Source organism: Rathayibacter sp. RFBD1 (assembly GCF_002932915.1).
In the GTDB taxonomy this organism is placed as follows: domain Bacteria; phylum Actinomycetota; class Actinomycetes; order Actinomycetales; family Microbacteriaceae; genus Rathayibacter.
This window is the reverse complement of the sequence record NZ_PSWQ01000021.1, coordinates 237,275-257,360: the sequence shown is the minus strand read 5'-3', so window position 1 is coordinate 257,360 and position 20,086 is coordinate 237,275. Positions and strand designations below refer to the sequence as shown.

Genomic DNA, 20,086 nt, shown 5'->3' with positions numbered 1-20,086 from the left:
TGCGGGTGTCGCCCCGGCCGCGGCCTCCCTGCTGAATACACTTTCCCAGTGCCGCGAGCCCCACCGCGGTCCTGCTCTGAAGGAGACGACGTGGCGAACGACGAGGCCGAATTCACCCAGGTGTTCCGTGGCTACGACCGGGACGAGGTCGACAAGGCCGTCCAGGGCCTGCGCCGCGAGCTCATCCACTCGAACACCCAGGCGGCCGAGAGCGGCCGCGAGGTGAAGCGCCTGTCCTCCCGGATCGAGGGCCTCGAGAAGGAGCTGCAGCAGGTCGGCACTCCCACCTACGCCGGCCTGGGCGCCAAGCTCGAGCACACCCTGCGCGTGGCCGAGGAGCAGTCCGAGCGGATCATCGCCCAGGCCGAGAACGACGCCTCCGCCCTCCGCCGATCCACCCGCGACGACGGCGACCGCATCCTCCAGGAGGCGCGCGACGAGGCCGAGCGCCTGGTGACCGAGGCGCGCCGCCGTGCAGACCGGACCCGCGACGAGTCCGAGGCGCAGGCCGCGGCGACGCTCGGCAAGGCCGCCGACGACCGCGACGTGATGACGCAGGACGCCGTCCGCGAGGCCGCCGCGATCCGCGGCACCGTGGCGACCGAGGCCGCCGAGACCCGCGCCACCGCGAAGCGCGAGGCCGCCGCGATCCGCTCCGAGGCCGAGCGCGAGGCCGCGGAGATGCGCGCCGTCGCCGCCCGCGAGATCGAGGTCGCCCGCGCCGAGGCCGCCCGCCTCGCCCAGGCCAACGAGCTCCTGCGGGCCGAGGTCGCCTCCGAGGTCGACCGGCTCCGGGCGGCCGTCGAGGCCGAGGTCGCCCAGGCGCGCGCGGCGGTCGAGGCCGAGGTGCTCTCGACCCGCGCCGCGCTCGACGCCGAGGTCGCCGCCGCCCGCGCCGAGGGCGCGCGCGAGATCGCCGACCAGCGCACCCGGCTCACCCAGGAGCGCGCCGAGGCCGTCGCCGTGCTCGACGCCGAGCTGGCGGGCCTGCGTGCCGCGTCCGCCGACGAGGCCGCTGCGCTCTCGCGCGAGGTCGAGCAGGCCCGGATCGACCTGGTGGTCGAGCTCGCCGCGCGCCGCGAGGAGGCCGACCGCGACGACCTGCTCCGCCACCAGGAGGCCGTCGCGCAGACCCAGCGCTACCTCGACGAGTCGAACCTGCAGCTCGCCGACGCCATCCGACGCGCGAACGACAAGCGCCTCGAGGCGGACGCCCTCCGCAGCGACGCCCTCGACGACACGACGCGACTGCGCCGGAAGGCCCAGGACGACTCCGACGCCCTGCTCGACGACGCGCGCGACCAGGCGCAGACGCTCGTCGCGGACGCGGAGCGCCGCAGCCGCGAGCTGATGGACACCGCCGAGCGGCGCCTCGACGAGATCCGCACCGAGCGCGACGCGATCGCCGGCTACGTGTCGGGACTGCGCGGGCTCATCGGCCACATCGACGGACTCGCGGACGACGGCGACGGCTCCGACGGCAGCGGCTCTGACGGCGACGGCTCTGACGGCGACGGCTCCGACGGCGGCTCGTCCGGCCGCTAGGCGGCCGCCGCGCGGGTCGGCTCAGCCGAGCTCGCCCGCCCACTCCGTCGGCAGCGGGGACGAGGCGGGCGCGACCACGCGCACGATCTCGTCGAGGACCCGGCGGGTCTGCGCCTCGCCGACCCAGAGGTGCTTCCCGCCCTCCACAGCGACGAGGTCCAGCTGCGGCACGCTCGCGAAGCGCTCGGCGGCCGCCTCCGGCCGCAGGTAGTCGTCGAACTCCGGGACGAGCGCCACGAGCGGGCGGCCGTCCTCGCCCCAGGCGGCGACCTCCTCCGCGCTCGTGCGGTGCAGCGGCGGCGAGAGCAGGATCGCTCCCTCGACGGGGTGCTCCCTCCCCCACTTCAGCGCGAGCTCGGTGCCGAAGGACCAGCCGACCAGCCAGGGGTGCGGCAGTCCGCGGTCCGCGACGAGGGCCAGGGCTGCGGCGACGTCGGCGCGCTCCTCGGTGCCGTGTCCGAACGCGCCCTCGCTCGTGCCGCGCGGCGACGCGGTGCCGCGGGTGTTGAAGCGGAGGACCGCCAAGTCGGCGAGCGCGGGCAGCCGGGCGGCGGCCTTCCGCAGGATGTGCGAGTCCATGAAGCCGCCGTGGGTGGGCAGCGGATGCAGGGTGACCAGGGTCGCGACCGGCTCGTGCTCCAAGGGCAGCGCGAGCTCCCCCACCAGGGTCAGGCCGTCGGCCGTGTGCAGCTCGATGTCCTCGCGACGGGCGGGGAGGACGACGCCTCCGCGGATCTCGTGGGTCATCGTGCTCCTCGGATTCTCCAGCAGTGCGTGTGCCAGTGGCGGCGGCCGGCCAGATCGGCCGCGTCGCCGAGCGCGCCGTCGGCCCGCCAGGTGACCAGGTGCGGCTGGCCGATGTCGATGGTGAGCCCGCAGCCCGGGCAGAGGTAGTTCTTCACGGCCCGCGCTGCGGAGACGGGCTGGACGTTCCACTCCCGACCGGCGTGGGACTCGGTCCGCCGGAAGCCGGCGAGCATCTGCGAGAGGTCGCGCTGCTCGTCGTCGTCGTCACGGCGGCCGCCCCGGGGTCTGTTGCTGCGCGGCATCCCCCCAGTCTAGGAGGCCGCCGCCGTGCCCCTTCCGTCAGTGGGAGCTGTCGTCCATCTCGAGCCGGGTCTCCTCGGCGTCGAGCATCAGCTGCGCCCGCCGCAGCGTCCGCGAGGAGTAGACCCCGCGCCCCCGGGCGTCCAGCAGTGCCTCCCGCTCGGCGAGCAGGACCGCTCGGCGCAGCCGCAGGTACTGCGCGTGCGGGCCGAGCGGCGCGTCCTCCGCACGGCCGACCTGCTCCCACGCCACCTGCGAGCGGGTCAGAGTGTCGCGGCGCACGCGCTCGAGCACTCGCTCGCCCGCCTCGCCGTCGGGCAGCTCCGCCACCGCCTCGGGCAGGGCCTGGATGCCCGTGGCCGTGACCTCGTCGAGCAGCGTCGCGAGCTCGCGGCGGTCGGCCTCGCCGTCGGTGCCCCGGATGCCGGTGAGCCTGATCAGCGCGGGGAGCGTCGCACCCTGCAGGAGCAGCGTCACGACGGCGACGGTGAAGGCGATCAGGATCAGCTGGGATCGGTAGGGAGTCTCGTCCGGCAGCGACTGGGCCGCGGCGAGCGTGACCACGCCGCGCATCCCGGACCAGGACAGGACGACTCCTCCGCGCCAGCCGAACGCCTCGCTCGCGGTCGCGGCCAGATCGGTCTCGCGCCGGAGGTAGAGCCGCTCCGCTCTCACCTGCCGCCGCCGGAAGCGCTCGTCGCTGGTGGCGCTGTTGCGCAGTCGCATGAGGCCCACCGCCAGCCGCCGGTTGATCCGCTCCGCCCGCCGACCGGAGCTGCGCAGCCACAGGAGCAGCGGCCACACGAAGAGGGCCCGCAGCACGATCAGGATGACCACGGTGGCCAGACCCAGCAGCACCGCGGTGCCCACTCCGAACTCGCCCGGGTCCACGACCCCGGAGACGATCGCCTTGATCTCGGCGCCCATGAGCAGGAAGACGCCGTTCTCGAGCAGGAACTGCGCCGTCCGCCAGTTCACCCGCTCGCTGATCCGCGACTGCGGCGAGAGGAAGCGCGCGCTGTTGTGCCCCGTGTAGATCCCGGTGACCACGACGGCGAGCACCCCGGACGCGCCCAGCTCCTCGGCCGGGATGTAGGCCAGGAACGGCACGGCGAAGGACACGGCGGTGTCGAGCACCGGGTCCCGCAGCTTCGAGCGAACGAAGACGGTGAGCACGCCCATCACCAGTCCGAGGACGATCGCCATCAGGACGGAGTAGACGAAGAGGACCCCCACCTCGCCCACGTCGATCGCGTCGGTCGTGACGGAGGCGCCGACCACGGCCGCCGCAGCCGTCGCGGCGCGCAGCAGCACCAGCGCCGACGCGTCGTTCACGAGGCTCTCGCCCTCGAGCACCGTCACCAGGCGGGGCGGGAGTCCGAGCTTCTTGCCGATCGAGGTCGCGGCCACCGCGTCGGTCGGGCTCACGACGGCGCCCAGAGCGATCGCCGCGGGCAGGCTCAGATCGGGGAACACGAGGTAGAGGAAGCCGCCGACCACGAGGGCGGTCACGACGACCAGCAGCACCGAGAGCCCGAAGATCGAGCGCAGGTTCCGCCGGAAGTCGGTGAGGGGCACCTGGATCGCGGCCGAGTACAGCAGCGGCGGCAGCACGCCCGCGAGGATCAGCTCAGGCTCGACCTCGATGTCCGGGACCCCGGGGAGGTAGGACGCGCCGATCCCGATGACGACCAGGAGCAGCGGTGCGGCGATCCCGAGGCGGCTCGAGAACCGCGCGACGGTGACGACCGTGATGATCCCGACGACCCCGAGCAGCGCGTAATCCACGGCACCAGGGTAGCGAGAGCCTCAGCCCGCCGGACGCGGTGCCGAGCGGAGGGGAGCGATCAGTACCAGCCGACCGATTCGGAGTGGGCCCAGGCACCGCAGGGCGAGCCGTAGCGGCCGGAGATGTAGCCGAGGCCCCAGGTGATCTGGGTGCTCGCGTTGGTCGCCCAGTCGGAGCCGGCCGACGCCATCTTGCTGCCGGGGAGTGCCTGCGGGATGCCGTAGGCACCGCTGGACTTGTTCTCGGCGTAGACGTTCCAGCCGGACTCGCGGTTCCAGAGGAGGACGAGGCAGTCGTACTCGCTGTCGGCCCAGCCGCGCTGCACGATCATGTCGTACGCGATGGCCTTCGCGGATCCGGGATCCGGAGCGGCGGCGCGCTGGACGGGAGCGGCGGTCTCCGCCTCGGCGGAGCCCGACTCCTCCTCGTCGGCGGTCGCGGAAGCGGTCTGAGTCTCGGTCGGAGTGGGCGTCGGGGTCGGAGTGGGCGTCGGCTTCGCCTCGGCGCCGAACGAGTCGCGCTGGACGGTCCGCTCGACGGCGTCCGCGACGACGAGCCGCTGCGCGGAGTCGCCGTTGAAGCGCGCCGGGGCCTGGTAGTAGGGGGAGGCGACCGCGCCGCTGGACGGATCGACGACGTTCACCATGCCGAACGCGATCGAGGCCGTGAAGGCCAGCACCGTCACCGGGATCCGAGCCCAGGAGCGCCGCACCGGGGTCTGGTGCGGGACCGCCGGGCGACCGCTGGTGCGGTTCGCGGGCGTGTGGGCGACGGAGGTCTGAGGATGCTGAGCCACGATTACGAAAGCATAACGGACGATGACCTGATCGGCCAGCAGATCCGGCTCCGATCAGCGGACCGCCAGCATCACGTCGACGACCGTGTCGAGCAGCAGGTCGACCTGGGCCTCGGCGTACCCGCCGCGCTGCGGGGCGAAGGAGACGGTCCGCACGTCGTCCACGGTCAGCACCGATCCGTCGCGGAAGTAGCCGGAGATCCTGTCGGCGAAGGCGTCGACCTGGCGGATGTTGTAGCCCGTCGTGAGAGCGCCGGCCCGGGTGAACCGCTCGCGGGGAGCGCGGGCCAGCCGGTTCACGATCTCCTGGGCGGTCGACCGCGCGTCCGCGAGCCACGCCTCCTCGCCCCGGGCCGCGATCGCGTACTGGCGCTCCCGCAGGGCGAAGGCGTCCTCGAGGCGCTCGAGCGCCGCATCGACGTGGGGCGCGGAGTAGCCGCCCTTGCGCAGGGTGAACGCGGTGTGCCGCAGGTCGGCGGCGCGGAGGTCCGCCGGTCCCCCGGAGAGCTGCGAGTAGGCCTCGCGCGCCGACGCGAGGAAGGAGTCGACCTCGGCCGTGTCGTAGCCGGGACGGGACTCGCGGGCTCGGGGGAAGGGAGCGGTCATCCCGACATCATGCCAAGCCGCGCGCCGGGAGCGGAATCGGCACGCCCCGGTGAGGCGTGCGCTCAGTGGGCGAAGAGGAAGTACAGCACGTAGGCCGCTGCGGCCGACGGCAGGATCGAGTCCAGCCGGTCGAGGACTCCCCCGTGGCCGGGCAGCCAGGAGCTCATGTCCTTGATGCCGATGTCGCGCTTGATCAGCGACTCGGCGAGGTCGCCGAGCGTCGCGGTGAGCAGCACCACCGCCCCGAACACCGCACCGACCCACCAGGGCTGGCCGAGCATCAGCAGGGCGAGCAGGACGCCGACGACGATCCCCGCGACGGCCGCACCGGCGAACCCCTCCCAGGTCTTCTTCGGGCTGATCCGCGGTGCCATCGGGTGCTTGCCCCAGGTGAGTCCGCTCACATAGGCGCCGGTGTCGACGACGATCACGAGCACCAGGAACGCGAACGCCCAGAGCTGGCCGCCGGGCTCGGCGACGAGACGGATCGCGAAGGCGCCGAGGAAGGTCGTGTAGCCCTGGACGAACGCGCCGAGGCCGATGTCGAGGGCGAGGTCCCTCCGGCTCGAGGCGGTGCGCCGGAAGAGCTGCTCCCCCAGCCGCCAGAGGCCGACGAGGACGGATCCGCCGAGGACGGTGGCCCACGCGGCGCCGAGGCCGCCGTAGTATGCGGCCGGCACGGCGACGACCGCCACGATCCCGGTCGGGATGCGCGGGATGTCGCGACCGGCGTGGCGCAGGGCGTTCGAGAGCTCGAGCGCCGCGAGCAGCACCACCACCCCCGCGAGCACCATGAAGAGCTCCTTGACCAGCAGCAGGCTGACGACCATCGCGCCGCCGCCGAGGAGTCCGATCGCGGTCGCCGACACGAGGTTCCGGCCCGAGCGCGCGGTGAGGCGGTCGTTCGTCGCCTCGAGCTGGGCGCGGGTCGCCTCGAGCTGGCGCTCGACGTCGGCCCGGCCCTGCTGGGCGCGCGCACGCAGCGCGTCGCGGGTGACCATCCGGGATCCCCGGGCACCCGGGACGTGCGGAGACGGTCTCTTCTCGCCGCCCTCGGGTCCTTCGGGGATCTCGGGCACCGCTACACCTCGAGCAGTTCGGATTCCTTGCGCTTGAGCGCCTCGTCGATAGCGTCGACGTGCTGCTTCGTGAGCGCCTCGAGCTCCTTCTCGCCGCGGGCGAGCTCGTCGTCGCCGATGTCGCCCTTCAGCGCGTCGAGGTCGTCCTTGCCCTTGCGGCGGATGTTGCGCACCGCGATCTTGGCGTCCTCGGCCTTGGTGCGGACGATCTTGACGAACTCCTTGCGGCGCTCGGCGGTGAGCTCCGGCAGGGTCACGCGGATGATCGTGCCGTCGTTGGTCGGGTTCGCGCCGAGGTTCGGCATGTCCCGGATGGCCTGCTCGATGTCGCGCAGCGAGCCCTTGTCGTAGGGCGTCAGGACGAGCGTGCGGGCCTCCTGGTTCTGCATCGAGGCGAGCTGCGACAGCGGCGTCGGGGTGCCGTAGTAGCTCACCAGCACCTTCTGGAACATGCCGGGGTTCGCGCGTCCGGTGCGGACCGTGGAGAAGTCCTCCTTGGCGACCTCGACGGCCTTGCCCATCTTGGTCTTCGCGTCGGCCAGTACATCCGAGATCACAGGGAGCTCCTTAAGAGAGGGAAGTGGTCAGTCTAGTTCGAGACGAGCGTGCCGAGCTCGGCGCCGCGGATGGCCTTCGCGACGTTGCCCGAGGGCTCCATGCCGAAGACCTGCATCGGCATGCCGTTGTCCATGCAGAGGCTGAACGCGGTGGAGTCGACCACCTTGAGGCCCCGCTGGAGCGCCTCCTGGTAGGTCAGCGCGTCGAGCTTCTTCGCGTCGGGGTTCGTCCGCGGGTCGGCGTCGTACACGCCGTCCACGCCGTTCTTGGCGACGAGGACCACGTCGGCGTGCGTCTCGAGCGCGCGCTGCGCGGCGACCGTGTCGGTCGAGAAGTACGGGAGTCCGGCGCCGGCGCCGAAGATGACGACGCGGCCCTTCTCCATGTGCCGGATCGCCCGGCGGGGGATGTATGGCTCCGCGACCTGCGTCATCGCGATCGCGGACTGCACGCGCGTCTCGGCGCCCGCCTGCTCGAGGAAGTCCTGGAGGGCGAGGGCGTTCATCACCGTGCCCAGCATGCCCATGTAGTCGGCCCGGCCGCGGTCCATGCCGCGCTGCGAGAGCTCGGCTCCGCGGAAGAAGTTGCCGCCGCCGACGACCACCGAGATCTCCACCTCGGTCGCGGCATCGGCGATCTCGCGCGCCAGGGCGCTGATCACGTCAGGGTTCACGCCGAGCGTGCCGGCTCCGAACGCCTCCCCCGACAGCTTCAGAAGCACCCTGCGGCGCTTGCTCGTCGTCATCGCATCCGTCTCCGTCATGGACGTTTCCTCCCGTAGACCCGTACAAACCTATCCCGCGCGGAGCGGGCCCGCGACCACGCCCGGGACCGCCCCGGGCAGAGCGAAGGGAGCCCGGGTCGACTGAACGACCCGGACTCCCTCCTGCAGTGCTGTTAGGCGCCGACCTTGAAGCGGGCGAAGCCCGACACGGTCAGGCCCGCGTCGCTCAGGACCTTGCTGACGGACAGCTTGTTGTCCTTCGCGTAGTCCTGGTCGAGCAGCGCGACCTGCTTGAAGTACGCGTTCACGCGTCCCTCGATGATCTTCGGCAGGGCGGCCTCGGGCTTGCCCTCGCCGCGCGAGATCTCCTCGACGATGCGGCGCTCGTTGTCGACCTCGGACTGCGGCACGTCCTCGCGCGAGAGGTAGGACGGGTTCGCGAACGAGATGTGCTGGGCGACGGAGCGCGCGGTCTCGGCGTCCTCGCCCGCGTAGCCGACGACCACGCCGACCTGCGGGGGCAGGTCCTTGTTCGTCTTGTGGAGGTAGATCGCGAAGTGCTCGCCCGAGACGGATGCCACGCGGCGCAGCTCCACCTTCTCGCCGAGGATCGCGGCCTCGTCGTTGATGAGGTCGGCGACGGTCTTGCCGTCGGCGGGGGCCGCGAGGGCCTCCTCGACCGTGGTGGAGCCGGCGGCGACGACCGCTGCGAGCACGGCGTCGGCGAGGGCGATGAACTTCGTGCCCTTGGCGACGAAGTCGGTCTCGCACGCGAGCTCGATCATCGTGGCGACGCCGTCCTTCTCGGCGGCGGCGACGAGGCCCTCGCTCGTGGAGCGGTCGGCGCGCTTCGCGTTGCCCTTGGCGCCCTTGAGGCGGAGGATCTCGACCGCCTTGTCCAGGTCGCCGTCGGCCTCGACGAGCGCGTTCTTCGTGTCGACCATGCCGGTACCGAGCTGCTCGCGCAGCGTCTTGACGTCAGCGAGGCTGAAATTTGCCATGTTCTCGGAACTCCTCTTGGTTCGGAAACCCTGTGGCGCCGTCACTCGCGGCGGCGGGCTCACGGGAGGAGCCCAGCACGCCGAGGTGACGGCGGTTCTTACTCGTGGTGAACGTGCACCGACCGAGCGGGGGCCGGACGACCGCGGGTACGGCGTCCGACCCCCGTCACGGAACGGGGTGTCAGGCGGTGGCGGTCTCGTCGGTCGAGGTCGCGGCGGCGTCGGCCTCGGGGGCCTCCTCCGCGGCGGGGGTCTCGGCCTCGACGACTGCCTCGTCGGCGGTCTCGGCCTCGGCGTCGGCGACCTTCTCGGTCTCCGCGCCGGCCTGCTCGTTCGGCTCCTGCACGTCGGCGGCGGGCGCTCCGGTGGAGAGCAGCTCCTGCTCCCACTCGGCCAGCGGCTCGACGGCGGAGACGTTGCCCTCGGCCTCGGGCTTCTGGTGGCGCTGGATGAGGCCCTCGGCCGCGGCGTCGGCGACGATGCGGGTGAGCAGGCTCACCGAGCGGATCGCGTCGTCGTTGCCCGGGATCGGGTACTGGACCTCGTCCGGGTCGCAGTTCGTGTCGAGGATGCCGATGACCGGGATGCCCAGCTTCTTGGCCTCGTCGATCGCGAGGTGCTCCTTCTTGGTGTCGACGACCCAGAGGGCCGACGGCGTCTTCGAGAGGTTGCGGATGCCGCCGAGCGACTTGTGCAGCTTGTCGAGCTCGCGCTTCTTGATGAGGAGCTCCTTCTTGGTGAAGCCGCTCTTCGACGTGTCGTCGAAGTCGAGCTCCTCCAGCTCCTTCATGCGGGCGAGGCGCTTCGAGACCGTCTGGAAGTTGGTCAGGAGGCCGCCGAGCCAACGCTGGTTCACGTAGGGCTGGCCGACGCGGGTCGCCTGCTCCGAGATCGCGTTCTGCGCCTGCTTCTTGGTCCCGACGAAGAGGATGGTGCCGCCGTGGGCGACCGTCTCCTTGACGAAGTCGTAGGTCTTGTCGATATAGGCCAGCGACTGCTGGAGGTCGATGATGTAGCTGCCCGAGCGCTCGGTCAGGATGAAGCGCTTCATCTTCGGGTTCCAGCGACGGGTCTGGTGCCCGAAGTGGACGCCGCTGTCGAGCAGCTGGCGCATGGTGACGACTGCCATGAGTCGTTCTCCTTGTCTCGGGGCCCGGGCGCACGACGGCGCCGAACTCCCGTTCGGTTGTCTGCGACGGCCGGTCGGCACGTCGCCCTGGCGCCCGGCGCACTCCCGCCCCGGCCGCGTGAGCGGAGAGGGACCGTGGGGAGCGGAGGCCGAATGGGCGCGCGTAGTCACCCCGACGAGCGAGGTGCTCCGTGGAGTCTAGCACCAGGACGGCCGCCTCCCCCGCTGCTGCGGGAGGGCGGCCGTCGGGGCGCGGGAGACCGGTGCTACTTGCGCGCCGACTTCATCACGGTGCGGATGTGCAGGGTGTCCATCTCCTCCAGAGAGCGGCCCTTGGTCTCGGGCACGAACATGAAGACGAAGACGAACGAGATCGCCGCGAAGGCGGCGTAGAGGCCGTAGGCCAGGGTGAGCGACACGTCCTGCGAGAGGATCGGGAAGGTCACCGTGATGGCGAAGTTCGCGATCCACTGGGCAGATGCCGCCAGGCCGAGGGCGGCCGCCCGGATCCGGTTCGGGAAGATCTCGCCGAGGAGGACCCACACCAGCGGGCCCCAGGTCGCGCCGAAGAAGACGACGAACGCGTTCGCCGAGACGAGGGCGATCGGCCCCCACGCGCCGGGCAGCGAGACGTCCTCTCCGCTGATCGTCGACTGGCTGAAGGCGATGGCCATCAGTGCGAGCGAGACAGCCATGCCGGCCGATCCGACCAGTAGCAGCGGCTTCCGGCCGACCTTGTCGACCAGGAAGATCGCCACGAAGGTGACGACGACGTTCACGACCGAGGTGAAGACCGAGATCGCGAAGGAGTTGGACTCGTCGAATCCGACCGCGCTCCAGAGCGAGGTGGAGTAGTAGAAGATCACGTTGATGCCCACGAACTGCTGGAACACCGACAGCAGGATGCCGACCCAGACCACCGGGAGCAGGCCGAGGGCGGGACCGCGGAGGCTGGAGCGCTTCGCGTTCTCGGAGTCCTCGTCGATCTTCTTCTGGATGTCCGCGAGCGCCTCGTCGACCTCGTCGCGCGGCGTGACCGTCGCGAGCACCGCGCGGGCGTCCTCGGAGCGGCCGCGGGTCGCGAGGTAGCGGGGCGATTCCGGCAGGGTCAGGGCCAGGAGGCCGTAGATGACCGCAGGCACGGCACAGGCGATGAACATCCAGCGCCACGCGGCGACGCCGAACCAGAAGGGCTCGGAGGCGCCGTCCGCGCCGTTCGCGATGAGGGTGTCCGAGAGCAGGGCGGCGAAGATGCCGAGCGTGATCGCCAGCTGCTGCAGCGACGCGAGGGCGCCGCGGATGGCCTTGGGCGCGATCTCCGAGATGTAGGTCGGAGCGATCACGGAGGCGATGCCGATGCCGAGGCCGCCGACCACGCGCCAGAGCACGAGGTCCCAGACCGCGAACGCCGCGCCGGCGCCGATCGAGGAGATGAAGAAGAGCCCGGCGCCGAGCAGCATGACCTTGATGCGGCCCCAGCGGTCGGCCAGGCGGCCCGCGAGGTACGCGCCGAGTGCGCAGCCGAGCAGCGCGGAGGCGACGGCGAAGCCGATCAGCGCGGCCGAGAGCTGGAACTCGCCCTGCACCGCCTCCACGGCACCGTTCACCACCGACGAGTCGAAGCCGAAGAGGAAGCCGCCGACCGCCGCCGCGATCGCGAGGCCGATCACCTTCCTCTTCAGCTTCGCCGCCGAGGGGTTCGGGATGTCCGCTCTCCCGCTGGTCGTGTCAGATCGTCCGCTGGTCATGGTCGTCTCCGATTCTCGCCGCCGGTGGGGGCGGGGTGCCGCTCCCGAGCCGGATCACCGGCACGTTACTCCTCGCCGCGGCACCGCCGGGACGGGTTGCGCTCTCCCCCGGCCGATGTCCTCCCTCCACAGCCGGGCCCGCCGCGCTCTCCTCCCCTGATCCGCTCGGCCGACCACCGGTCCCGGACCGGCTCCAGGAGGGTGGCCGCATGCTCCGATCCCGACTCCTGCGCCCGGGCGTGTTCGCCCTCGCCGCTCTGCTCGTCGGGGCGCCTCTCGGCGCCTCGCCCTCCGGCACCTCGTCCCCCGGCCGGTCCGACCCGCGGTGGAATTCACCCGTCCCGGGGTTCTCCCTCGTGGAGCCGTGGGGCGCGCCGGCCCACCGCTACGCCCCCGGGCACCGCGGGATCGACCTCGCCGCAGCGGCCGGGCAGCCCGTGGTCGCCGTCGCTGCGGGTACCGTGTCGTTCTCGGGCAGGGTGGTCGACCGGTCCGTGGTGAGCATCATGCACGCGGACGGTCTGGTCTCGACGGTCGAGCCGGTCGACGGATCGGTGACGGCGGGGCAGGTCCTCACCGCGGGCCAGCCCGTCGGATCAGTGGGTGCGGGCGGCCACTGCGACGGGAGGTGCGTGCACCTCGGCGTCCGCGAGGGTGGCGACTATGTCTCGCCGATGCGGTTCTTCGGCGGGATCCCCCGGGCGGTGCTTCTGCCGATGGACGACGTGTCGCCGGGTGTTGAGCGAGTGGCGCGGAAGGGTGCGTCCGGTGACTCGCGCGTCCGGTCAGGCGCGGGGGTGGGCGAGGCGGTAGGCGTCGCGGATCCGCTCGGTCGAGACGTGGGTGTAGATCTGCGTCGTGCCCAGGCTCGCGTGGCCGAGCAGCTCCTGGACGGCGCGGAGGTCGGCTCCGCCGTCGAGCAGATGGGTCGCCGCGGTGTGGCGGAGGGTGTGCGGGCCGGACGGTCCGGAGCCCTGCCCGCCGTCGAGGAGCCTCGCCACGACGCCGTAGACCGTGCGCGGGGTGAGGCGCGCGCCCCGCCGTCCCAGCAGCAGGGCCCCGCTCCCGTCGCCGGTGGCGAGAGAGGGTCGGGCGCGCTCCAGGTAGTCGACGAGCGCCTCCTTCGCGGGGACGCCGAACGGGACGACCCGCTGCTTGGCGCCCTTGCCGGTGACGAGCACGGTGAGCCTGCCGAGATCGACGTCGCCCAGGTCGACGGCGACCAGCTCGGAGACGCGGATGCCGGAGGCGTAGAGCAGCTCGACGATCGCGAGGTCCCGCAGCGCCACCGGGTCCTCGGTCGCGCCTCGCGCCGCGACCGTGTCGAGCACCTGTTCCGCCTGCGGGAGCGTGAGGACCCGCGGCAGTGTCCGTCCCGACTTGGGCGTCTTGAGGCGTGCGGCGACGTCGACGGGGAGCCGCTCGGTCCGCTGCGCCCAGGAGGAGAAGGAGCGGACGGCCGCGGTGCGCCGGGCGAGGGTCGCGCGGGCGATCCCCGACTCCGACTCCTGCCAGAGCCAGTCGCGCAGCAGCTCGAGGTCGAGCTCGGCGGTGAGGAGCCGCCCCTTCTCCTCGGTGTGGGCGATCAGGCGCGCGAGGTCGGAGCGGTAGCCCTTCGCGGTGGCGGGCGAGAGGGACCGCTCATCGAGGACGTAGCGGAGGAAGTGCTCGACCGAGTCGGCGAGCGTCTCGCCGGTCATGATCCGTCCGGCATCCGCGACCAGAGGTCGATGCGCCCCTGCTCGTCGAGCCCCTCGAGCCGCTCGATCAGGTCGGTGCCGAACCGCGTCGCGATCGGGGCCGGTGCCGTCGGCACGAACGAGGCGGCCACCGTCTCCGGGTGGACGTGGACGAGCGAGAGGCTCTGCGCTCCGTCGACGCCGGCGAGCTCCCGCTCGGGCGCTCCGAGGTCCATCGTGTAGCTGGTGGCGCCGGCGACGAGCACGGGCACGCCCGCGAAGGTCGCAGCCGTGGGGTAGTGCAAGTGGCCGCCGAGGATCGCGCGGACGTCGGTTCCGCGCACCACCTCCTCGAGGCGGTCGATCCCCCGCAGCTCGAGCACGGTCATCGCGCCGAGCGGCGTGGGCAGCGGAGGGTGGTGCAGGGCGAGGATCGTCCCCAGCGGGGCCGGTGCGGCGAGCTCGTCCTTCAGCCAGGCCAGCTGGGCGTCGGTGAGGTCGCCGTGGTGGAAGCCGGGCACCGCGCTGTCGAGCGCGATGAGCCGGAGCCCGCCGAGGTCGACGACCTGGTCCACGGGTCCCGCGCCCGCCGGGTCCTGCTCGAGGAGCACCCGCCGGAACGCTCCGCGCTCGTCGTGGTTGCCCATCACCCAGACGATCGGGCAGCCGAACCGCTCGCCCACGGGGTCGAGCTGCTCGCGCACGCGCCGGTAGGCGTCCTCCTCGCCGCGGTCCGCGACGTCCCCGGTCACCACGATCGCGTCCAGGCGTCCGCCGCGCTCGGCCAGCCGGCCGACCGCCTGCGCGAGGCGGGCGACCGTGTCGACCTTCCCGTAGAGCGGAGCGCCGTCGGCCAGCAGGTGCGTGTCGCTCAGATGCGCGATGACCCTGTCGGCAGCGCGGAAGTGCCCGAGCTGCGGGCGCTCTCCGCCGTGTCCTGCTGCCGTGGCGTCCATGCCGCTCCCCTCGCCGATGCCCCTTCAGCGTAGGGCGGACCGCCGACAGCGCCGCGGCGGCGGGGCCGCTCACCCGGGTGCCCGCTCCCAGTCCCCGTCCTCGGAACGGTGGACGCGTCCGTCTGCGAGGAGCGCACCCAGCGCCGACAGTGCCGAATCGAGCGAATCCCCGGAGAGCCGGGCGACGGTTGCGGCGTCACAGCCTCCTTCGGATTCGACGACGGCCAGGACTCGCGCCTCAGCCGCGGTCAGCGCTCGGCACGATCCGTCGGCGTCGCCGACGGCGAGCAGTTCGAGCACATCCGCCGGCGAGGTGACGCAGGTCGCCGCGTACTCGCGGAGGAGCCGGTGGCAGCCGGCGGAGGAGGCGCTTGTCACCGGGCCCGGGACCGCGCCGAGGGGGCGGCCCAGGGCAGCCGCGTGGCCGGCGGTGTTGAGGGAGCCGGAGCGGGCGCCGGCCTCGACGACGACGGTGCCCGCGGTGGAGGCGGCGATGAGGCGGTTGCGCTGCAGGAATCGCCAGCGGGTGGGCGTGGTGCCCGGCGGGACCTCCGTCGCGACGGCGCAGCCGGGGGTGGCGATGATGCGGTGGAGGAGGTCGGCGTGAGCCGTCGGGTAGAGGCGGTCCGCTCCCCCGGCGAGGAAGGCGACCGTGCGGCCTCCGGAGCCGAGGGCGGCGCGGTGGGCGACCGCGTCGATCCCGAAGGCACCGCCCGAGACGACGGAGACGCCTCGCGCCGCGACGCCCGCGGCGAGCTCGGCGGCCACGTGCTCGCCGTAACCGGTCGCAGCGCGGGCGCCGACGAGGGCGAGGCGGTGCGGCGGATCGAAGGCGGCGGGATCACCGCGCAGCCAGAGCAGGAGTGGCGCGTGCGGCCCGAGGTCGTCGAGCGACTCGGGCCACACGGGAGCCCCGGGCAGGAGCAGCCGGGCGCCGAGTCGCTCGGCGATCTCGAGACGTCGGAACAGGAGCCTGCGGTCCAGGCGCGGTCGCCAGCGCGCCAGCCCCGACTGGAGCGCGGCGACCTCGGAGTCGAGGGGCGCGAGCGCCGCGCCTCCTTCGTCGGAGGGAGCGCGATGCGGGGGCGCGAGGATCTCCTCCGCGGACGACGAGGACACGACGTGGGCGAAGGCCTCGGCCGCGCCGACCCTCTCGATGAGGAGGGCGGCGACGGAGTCGCCGGGCTCGGTCAGAGAGTTCCAGCCGCACCGGGCAGCAGCGTCGACGAGTGCGCTCCGAGCGCAGCCGGACTCACCCGAAGGCTCGCCGTCGGCAGCCGAGTCCGGATCGGCTGCGCCCCTCGGCAGCAGTCGGCGAACAGCATCGAGCTCCGCGCCGTCGAAGAGCGCGTCGGGCCGGATCACGCGGCACCCCCGCGGAGGACGAGCGCGCGCGCGAGGTGGGCTGCTGACGGCCGGTCGGCTGCGTCGAGGTCCGCGAGCGTCCAGGCCAGGCGCAGGACCCGGTCGTAGCCGCGCATGGTCACCAGACCTCGCTCCAGAGCCCGGTCGAGCGTGCGGGACTCGGCACTGGTCGGGCGCACCGGGTCCGAGCGCAGCCAGGCGCCGGAGACCTCCGAGTTGAGCGTCCACGGAGTGGAGGCGAGGCGAGCCGCTGCCAGGGACCGCGCCGCAACGACACGGGCGCGGGCCTGCGCCGTCGACATGCCGGACGTGTCTCGACGTGCGGCCAGCTGAGCCGCGCTGATGCGGCGGACCGTCAGGCGGATGTCGACGCGGTCGAGCAGCGGTCCGCTGAGCCGCGCGAGGTAGCGGCGGCGGACCGAGGGAGCACAGGTGCAGGTCTCTCCGGGGATGCCGAAGCGGCCGCACGGGCACGGGTTCGCCGCGAGGACGAGCTGCACCCGCGCGGGGAACTCGGCGACGGCGTTCGCGCGGTGGATGCGGATCACGCCGGATTCGAGCGGCTGGCGCAGCGCATCGAGGGCGACGGACGAGAACTCGGGGGCCTCGTCGAGGAACAGCACGCCCCTGGTGGCGCGGGCGACCGCGCCGGGACGGATGCGGCCGCTGCCCCCGCCGACGATCGCTGCCGACGAGGCCGAGTGGTGCGGACTCTCGAACGGCGGCCTGCGCACCAGCGCGCCACCGGTCGGCGCTCCGACGAGCGAGCGCATGCAGGTGGCCTCCAGCGCTGCGTCGTCATCGAGGTCGGGGAGGATGCCTGGAAGGCGCGAGGCGAGCATCGTCTTCCCGGCGCCGGGAGGCCCGAGCAGGAACACGTGGTGCCCGCCCGCCGCCGCGACGACCATCGCCTCGGCCGCCTCCTCGTTCCCCACCACGTCGGAGAGGTCGAGGCGGGCCTCCGGCTCGGACACCGTCGCAGACGGCGGCGCGGCCTCGGGGAGCACCGGCACTTCCCACTCGGCTCCGTGCCAGACGGCGGCCGCCGCCAGCGAGGAGACCGCGATCACCTCGACGCCGTCGACCAGCTCCGCCTCGAGGCGGTCCTCGACGGGGACCATCACGCGGCGCCTGCCCTCGCGGGCGGCCGCGAGCACCGCGGGCAGCACGCCGGGGACGGAGCGCAGCCGGCCGTCCAGCCCGAGCTCCCCGATGTGGACGACCGCGGCGACCGACTCCGCATCGACCTCACGGAGCGACGCGAGCGCGGCCAGCCCGATGGCGAGATCGAAGGCGGAGCCGTGCTTGGGCATCGCGGCCGGCGAGAGGTTCACGGTGATCTTGTATTCGGCGATGGTGCTGCCGGAGTTGATCGCCGCCGAGCGCACCCGCTCCTTCGCCTGGGCGAGCGCGGCGTCGGGCAGGCCGATGATCACCATGCCCGGGGTGCCGTCGGCCGAGTGGGCCTCCACCCCGACCACGGCTCCCGCGAAGCCGACGAGACCGACCGCGGAGGTCCTCCCCAGGCCCATCAGGCCACCGCCCGCAGGTGCCGGATCTGCGACGGGACTCCCCCGGGAGCGACGATGCCGACCGCGTCGATCCGCAGATGCCGGGAGCGCTCGTGGTGCTCGTCGGCCCAGGCGTAGGCGAGTCGGCGCAGGCGCTGCGCCTTGGCCCGCGTGATGGCCTCGACCGGCAGTCCGAAGCGCGTCGACGAGCGCGTCTTCACCTCCACCACGACCAGTGCCGACCCGTCGCGGGCCACGATGTCGAGCTCGCCCTCGCGGACCCGCCAGTTGCGGTCGAGGATCTCGAATCCGTTGTCTCTCAGGTGCGCCGCCGCGATCTCCTCGCCGCGCCGCCCCAGTTCGTCCTTGTCCATGCGTCCTCCTGCCGGAAGCGTGCAGGAGCAGAGAGGAGCGTCGGACGGCCGGGAGGGGATCCGGGGAGAAGAGGGCCGAGGAGGCGGGTGGGGAGGGACGTCGGGCCGGGGTCTTCGGACGCCGCCGGGGGCGGCTATGCGACCAGCAGGAGGAATCCGCGTTGCCTGAAGACGAGACCTGCGGAGCCGCGGATCCGAGAGAGCTCCGGAGCGGGGTGGGGCTCCTGGCACCGGGTCTCGATGCGCCGTCGGAGGCGGCTACGCGACCAGCAGGGGGTCCGGAGCCTGCCGCGACAGAGGGCTACTCGTCGAGCGCGAGCTCCTTGGGGAGCTCGAACTCCTTGCGGGAGAGCTCCTCGACGTTGACGTCCTTGAAGGTCAGCACGCGCACCGACTTCACGAAGCGGTCGGAGCGGTAGACGTCCCAGACCCACACGTCGCGCATGGTCAGCTCGAAGTAGAAGTCGTGCTCGGTGTCGCGGCGGACCAGGTCGACCTCGTTCGCCAGGTAGAACCGGCGCTCGGTCTCGACGACGTACGAGAACTGCGAGACGACGTCGCGGTACTCCCGGTACAGTGCCAGCTCGACCTCGCGGTCGTAGTCCTCGAATTCGTCCTCATCCATCGTTGGACAATCCTACGCCGAGCCGACGGGCACGAACGCCGGGAGCGGCTCCTCGACGCTCTCCCGCGACTTCGACAGCCAGGTCACCCGGTGCAGCGGGGACGGGCCGACCCGCTCGATCCCCGCCCAGTGCGCGGCGCTGCCGTAGCCCTTGTTGCTGTCCCAGGCGTAGTCGGCGAAGTCGTCGTGGTGGCGCACCATCTGACCGTCCCGGCCCACCTTCGCGAGCACGGAGGCGGCGGAGACGGCGGCGCAGTCGCGGTCGGCCTTCACGCGGGTGACGATCGACAGCTCGGCCGCCCACTCGCCCAGCGCGGGCGTCAGCCAGTCGTGGGCGCCGTCGAGGAGGACGACGGCGGTGGCGAGGTCGACGCCCTGGTCGGCGAGGCGCTCGATGCCCCTCGATGCGGCGCGGCCGAGGCCCGCGATGATCCCGGTCTCGTCGATCTCGTCCGCCGAGGACTCGCCGATCGCCCAGGCCGAGACCCACTTCGCGACTCCCGGCAGGAGCGCCTCGCGGCGGGCGGGAGCGAGCATCTTGGAGTCGCGGAGCCCCTCGGGGAAGCGCCCGCAGCGGCTGCCGATCGACACGACGCCGACCGAGACCGGGCCGGCGATCGCGCCGCGGCCGACCTCGTCGCAGCCGATGACCGTCTCGTAGCCCTGCCGGAAGAGGCGCCGCTCCTGCGTCAGCGTCGGCTCGGCGACGACCACCTAGCCCTGCCCGCTCTGCGCGTCGTCCGAGCCCTCCTCGGAGGCCTCGGTGTCGACTCCGCGGAACACCGACGGGTAGTCGTCGAGCCACGCCCACTGCTGCACGGGCCAGGTGACGAGGATCGCGCGCCCCACGACGTTGTCGATCGGCACGAAGCCGCCGCCCGGCTTGTCGGTGTTGTAGCGGGAGTCGGCGGAGTTGTAGCGGTTGTCGCCCATCACCCAGAGCGAGCCCTCGGGCACGACGACGTCGAAGGGGGTGGCCGAGACGGCCTGCACCCCGTCCGGCAGCTTCACGTAGGGCTCGTCGATCGGGTTGCCGTTGATCTCGACCTGGCCGAGCGGCGTGCAGCAGGTCACGTGGTCGCCGGGCAGGCCGATGACGCGCTTGATGAGGTGGTCGTTGCTGTCGGGAGCGGTCAGGCCGACGAGCGCGAGGGCGGAGTCGACCGCGGCCTGGAACGGCGGCACGTTGGGCTCGGAGCTCGGCGAGAGCCATCCGCCGGGATCGCGGAAGACGACGACGTCGCCGCGCGAGATCTTCACCACTCCGGGTACGAGCTCGTTCACGAGGATCCGGTCATTCTCGACGAGCGTCTGCTCCATCGAGGAGGAGGGGATGTAGAAGGAGCGGATCAGGAAGGTCTTCACGAGGAAGGAGACGAGCACCGCGACCACGAAGATGATCAGCACGTCGCGGAGGAAGAGCAGGACTCCCCGGCGCTTGCGCGGGCGCTTCTCGGACGGATCCGCCGAGTGGCGGGCGTGGTCCTCGCCTCCGGGGAGGCGGACCGGGGCCGTGCTGTCTGTCATCGCTCGCCGTCGCCCCTACTGTGCATC

General features: G+C 72.5%; 20 protein-coding genes and 1 pseudogene. 2 read left to right on the top strand and 19 right to left on the bottom strand.

The window, feature by feature from the left end; all coding sequences use genetic code 11:
* The first annotated feature begins 90 nt into the window (after positions 1-90).
* Complete coding sequence (locus C5D50_RS11680; protein ID WP_104283570.1) at positions 91-1,545, top strand: DivIVA domain-containing protein; 1,455 nt, start codon at positions 91-93, stop codon at positions 1,543-1,545.
* 21 nt (positions 1,546-1,566) lie between these two features.
* Here C5D50_RS11680 and C5D50_RS11675 read toward each other — a convergent pair whose 3' ends face one another.
* The 11 genes from C5D50_RS11675 to C5D50_RS11625 all read right to left on the bottom strand — a co-directional run bounded on the left by C5D50_RS11675 (position 1,567) and on the right by C5D50_RS11625 (position 12,022).
* Entirely contained in the window at positions 1,567-2,292 is a 726-nt protein-coding gene (locus C5D50_RS11675; protein ID WP_104283569.1) for an alpha/beta hydrolase, read from the bottom strand.
* Positions 2,289-2,594 carry a hypothetical protein gene (locus C5D50_RS11670; protein WP_181027199.1) on the bottom strand — a complete coding sequence of 102 codons (306 nt, stop codon included), beginning with the start codon at positions 2,592-2,594 and terminating at the stop codon, positions 2,289-2,291. Before C5D50_RS11670 ends, C5D50_RS11675 begins: the two co-directional genes overlap by 4 nt.
* A 37-nt stretch (positions 2,595-2,631) precedes the next feature.
* Positions 2,632-4,380, bottom strand: coding sequence for a sodium:proton antiporter (locus C5D50_RS11665; RefSeq protein ID WP_104283568.1), 1,749 nt, complete (start codon positions 4,378-4,380; stop codon positions 2,632-2,634).
* Between the two features lie 59 nt (positions 4,381-4,439).
* The gene (locus C5D50_RS11660) at positions 4,440-5,177 is read right to left on the bottom strand and encodes a lytic transglycosylase domain-containing protein (RefSeq protein ID WP_258069606.1); all 738 of its coding nucleotides are present in this window, start codon (positions 5,175-5,177) and stop codon (positions 4,440-4,442) included.
* A 54-nt stretch (positions 5,178-5,231) separates the two neighbouring features.
* Positions 5,232-5,783 carry a DivIVA domain-containing protein gene (locus C5D50_RS11655; RefSeq protein ID WP_104226865.1) on the bottom strand — a complete coding sequence of 184 codons (552 nt, stop codon included), beginning with the start codon at positions 5,781-5,783 and terminating at the stop codon, positions 5,232-5,234.
* Between the two features lie 62 nt (positions 5,784-5,845).
* Positions 5,846-6,784, bottom strand: coding sequence for a phosphatidate cytidylyltransferase (locus C5D50_RS11650; RefSeq protein ID WP_104232500.1), 939 nt, complete (start codon positions 6,782-6,784; stop codon positions 5,846-5,848).
* Positions 6,785-6,864: 80 nt separating this feature from the next.
* The gene (gene frr / locus C5D50_RS11645) at positions 6,865-7,419 is read right to left on the bottom strand and encodes a ribosome recycling factor (protein ID WP_104232499.1); all 555 of its coding nucleotides are present in this window, start codon (positions 7,417-7,419) and stop codon (positions 6,865-6,867) included.
* Between the two features lie 32 nt (positions 7,420-7,451).
* Positions 7,452-8,165 carry a UMP kinase gene (pyrH, locus tag C5D50_RS11640; RefSeq protein WP_219814716.1) on the bottom strand — a complete coding sequence of 238 codons (714 nt, stop codon included), beginning with the start codon at positions 8,163-8,165 and terminating at the stop codon, positions 7,452-7,454.
* Positions 8,166-8,317: 152 nt separating this feature from the next.
* The gene (gene tsf, locus C5D50_RS11635; RefSeq protein WP_104223895.1) at positions 8,318-9,145 is read right to left on the bottom strand and encodes a translation elongation factor Ts; all 828 of its coding nucleotides are present in this window, start codon (positions 9,143-9,145) and stop codon (positions 8,318-8,320) included.
* A gap of 181 nt (positions 9,146-9,326) precedes the next feature.
* A complete protein-coding gene (gene rpsB / locus C5D50_RS11630; RefSeq protein ID WP_104223896.1) occupies positions 9,327-10,274 on the bottom strand; it encodes a 30S ribosomal protein S2 in 948 nt (315 codons plus the stop codon).
* Between the two features lie 266 nt (positions 10,275-10,540).
* The gene (locus C5D50_RS11625; RefSeq protein WP_104223897.1) at positions 10,541-12,022 is read right to left on the bottom strand and encodes a sugar porter family MFS transporter; all 1,482 of its coding nucleotides are present in this window, start codon (positions 12,020-12,022) and stop codon (positions 10,541-10,543) included.
* Between the two features lie 209 nt (positions 12,023-12,231).
* Here C5D50_RS11625 and C5D50_RS17010 point away from each other — a divergent pair.
* Positions 12,232-12,684, top strand: a pseudogene (locus C5D50_RS17010) (murein hydrolase activator EnvC family protein); the annotation flags it as partial.
* Between the two features lie 123 nt (positions 12,685-12,807).
* Here C5D50_RS17010 and C5D50_RS11615 read toward each other — a convergent pair.
* The 8 genes from C5D50_RS11615 to lepB form a co-directional block, all read right to left on the bottom strand.
* Positions 12,808-13,722 carry a tyrosine recombinase XerC gene (locus C5D50_RS11615; protein WP_104283565.1) on the bottom strand — a complete coding sequence of 305 codons (915 nt, stop codon included), beginning with the start codon at positions 13,720-13,722 and terminating at the stop codon, positions 12,808-12,810.
* Complete coding sequence (locus tag C5D50_RS11610) at positions 13,719-14,657, bottom strand: phosphodiesterase (protein WP_104223899.1); 939 nt, start codon at positions 14,655-14,657, stop codon at positions 13,719-13,721. Before C5D50_RS11610 ends, C5D50_RS11615 begins: the two co-directional genes overlap by 4 nt.
* A gap of 69 nt (positions 14,658-14,726) precedes the next feature.
* On the bottom strand, positions 14,727-16,022 hold the full coding sequence (dprA, locus tag C5D50_RS11605) for a DNA-processing protein DprA (protein WP_258069604.1): 1,296 nt from the start codon (positions 16,020-16,022) through the stop codon (positions 14,727-14,729).
* The gene (locus C5D50_RS11600) at positions 16,019-17,554 is read right to left on the bottom strand and encodes a YifB family Mg chelatase-like AAA ATPase (RefSeq protein ID WP_104283564.1); all 1,536 of its coding nucleotides are present in this window, start codon (positions 17,552-17,554) and stop codon (positions 16,019-16,021) included. Before C5D50_RS11600 ends, dprA begins: the two co-directional genes overlap by 4 nt.
* Positions 17,554-17,907 (bottom strand): YraN family protein, encoded by a 354-nt coding sequence (locus C5D50_RS11595; protein ID WP_104223901.1) that lies wholly within the window; start codon positions 17,905-17,907, stop codon positions 17,554-17,556. Before C5D50_RS11595 ends, C5D50_RS11600 begins: the two co-directional genes overlap by 1 nt.
* 301 nt (positions 17,908-18,208) lie before the next feature.
* Entirely contained in the window at positions 18,209-18,532 is a 324-nt protein-coding gene (locus C5D50_RS11590) for a DUF2469 domain-containing protein (RefSeq protein ID WP_055792576.1), read from the bottom strand.
* Between the two features lie 12 nt (positions 18,533-18,544).
* A complete protein-coding gene (locus C5D50_RS11585) occupies positions 18,545-19,246 on the bottom strand; it encodes a ribonuclease HII (protein WP_104283561.1) in 702 nt (233 codons plus the stop codon).
* Positions 19,247-20,059: a signal peptidase I gene (gene lepB / locus C5D50_RS11580; RefSeq protein WP_104223903.1), complete on the bottom strand. Its 813-nt coding sequence runs from the start codon at positions 20,057-20,059 to the stop codon at positions 19,247-19,249.
* Positions 20,060-20,086: the final 27 nt, after the last annotated feature.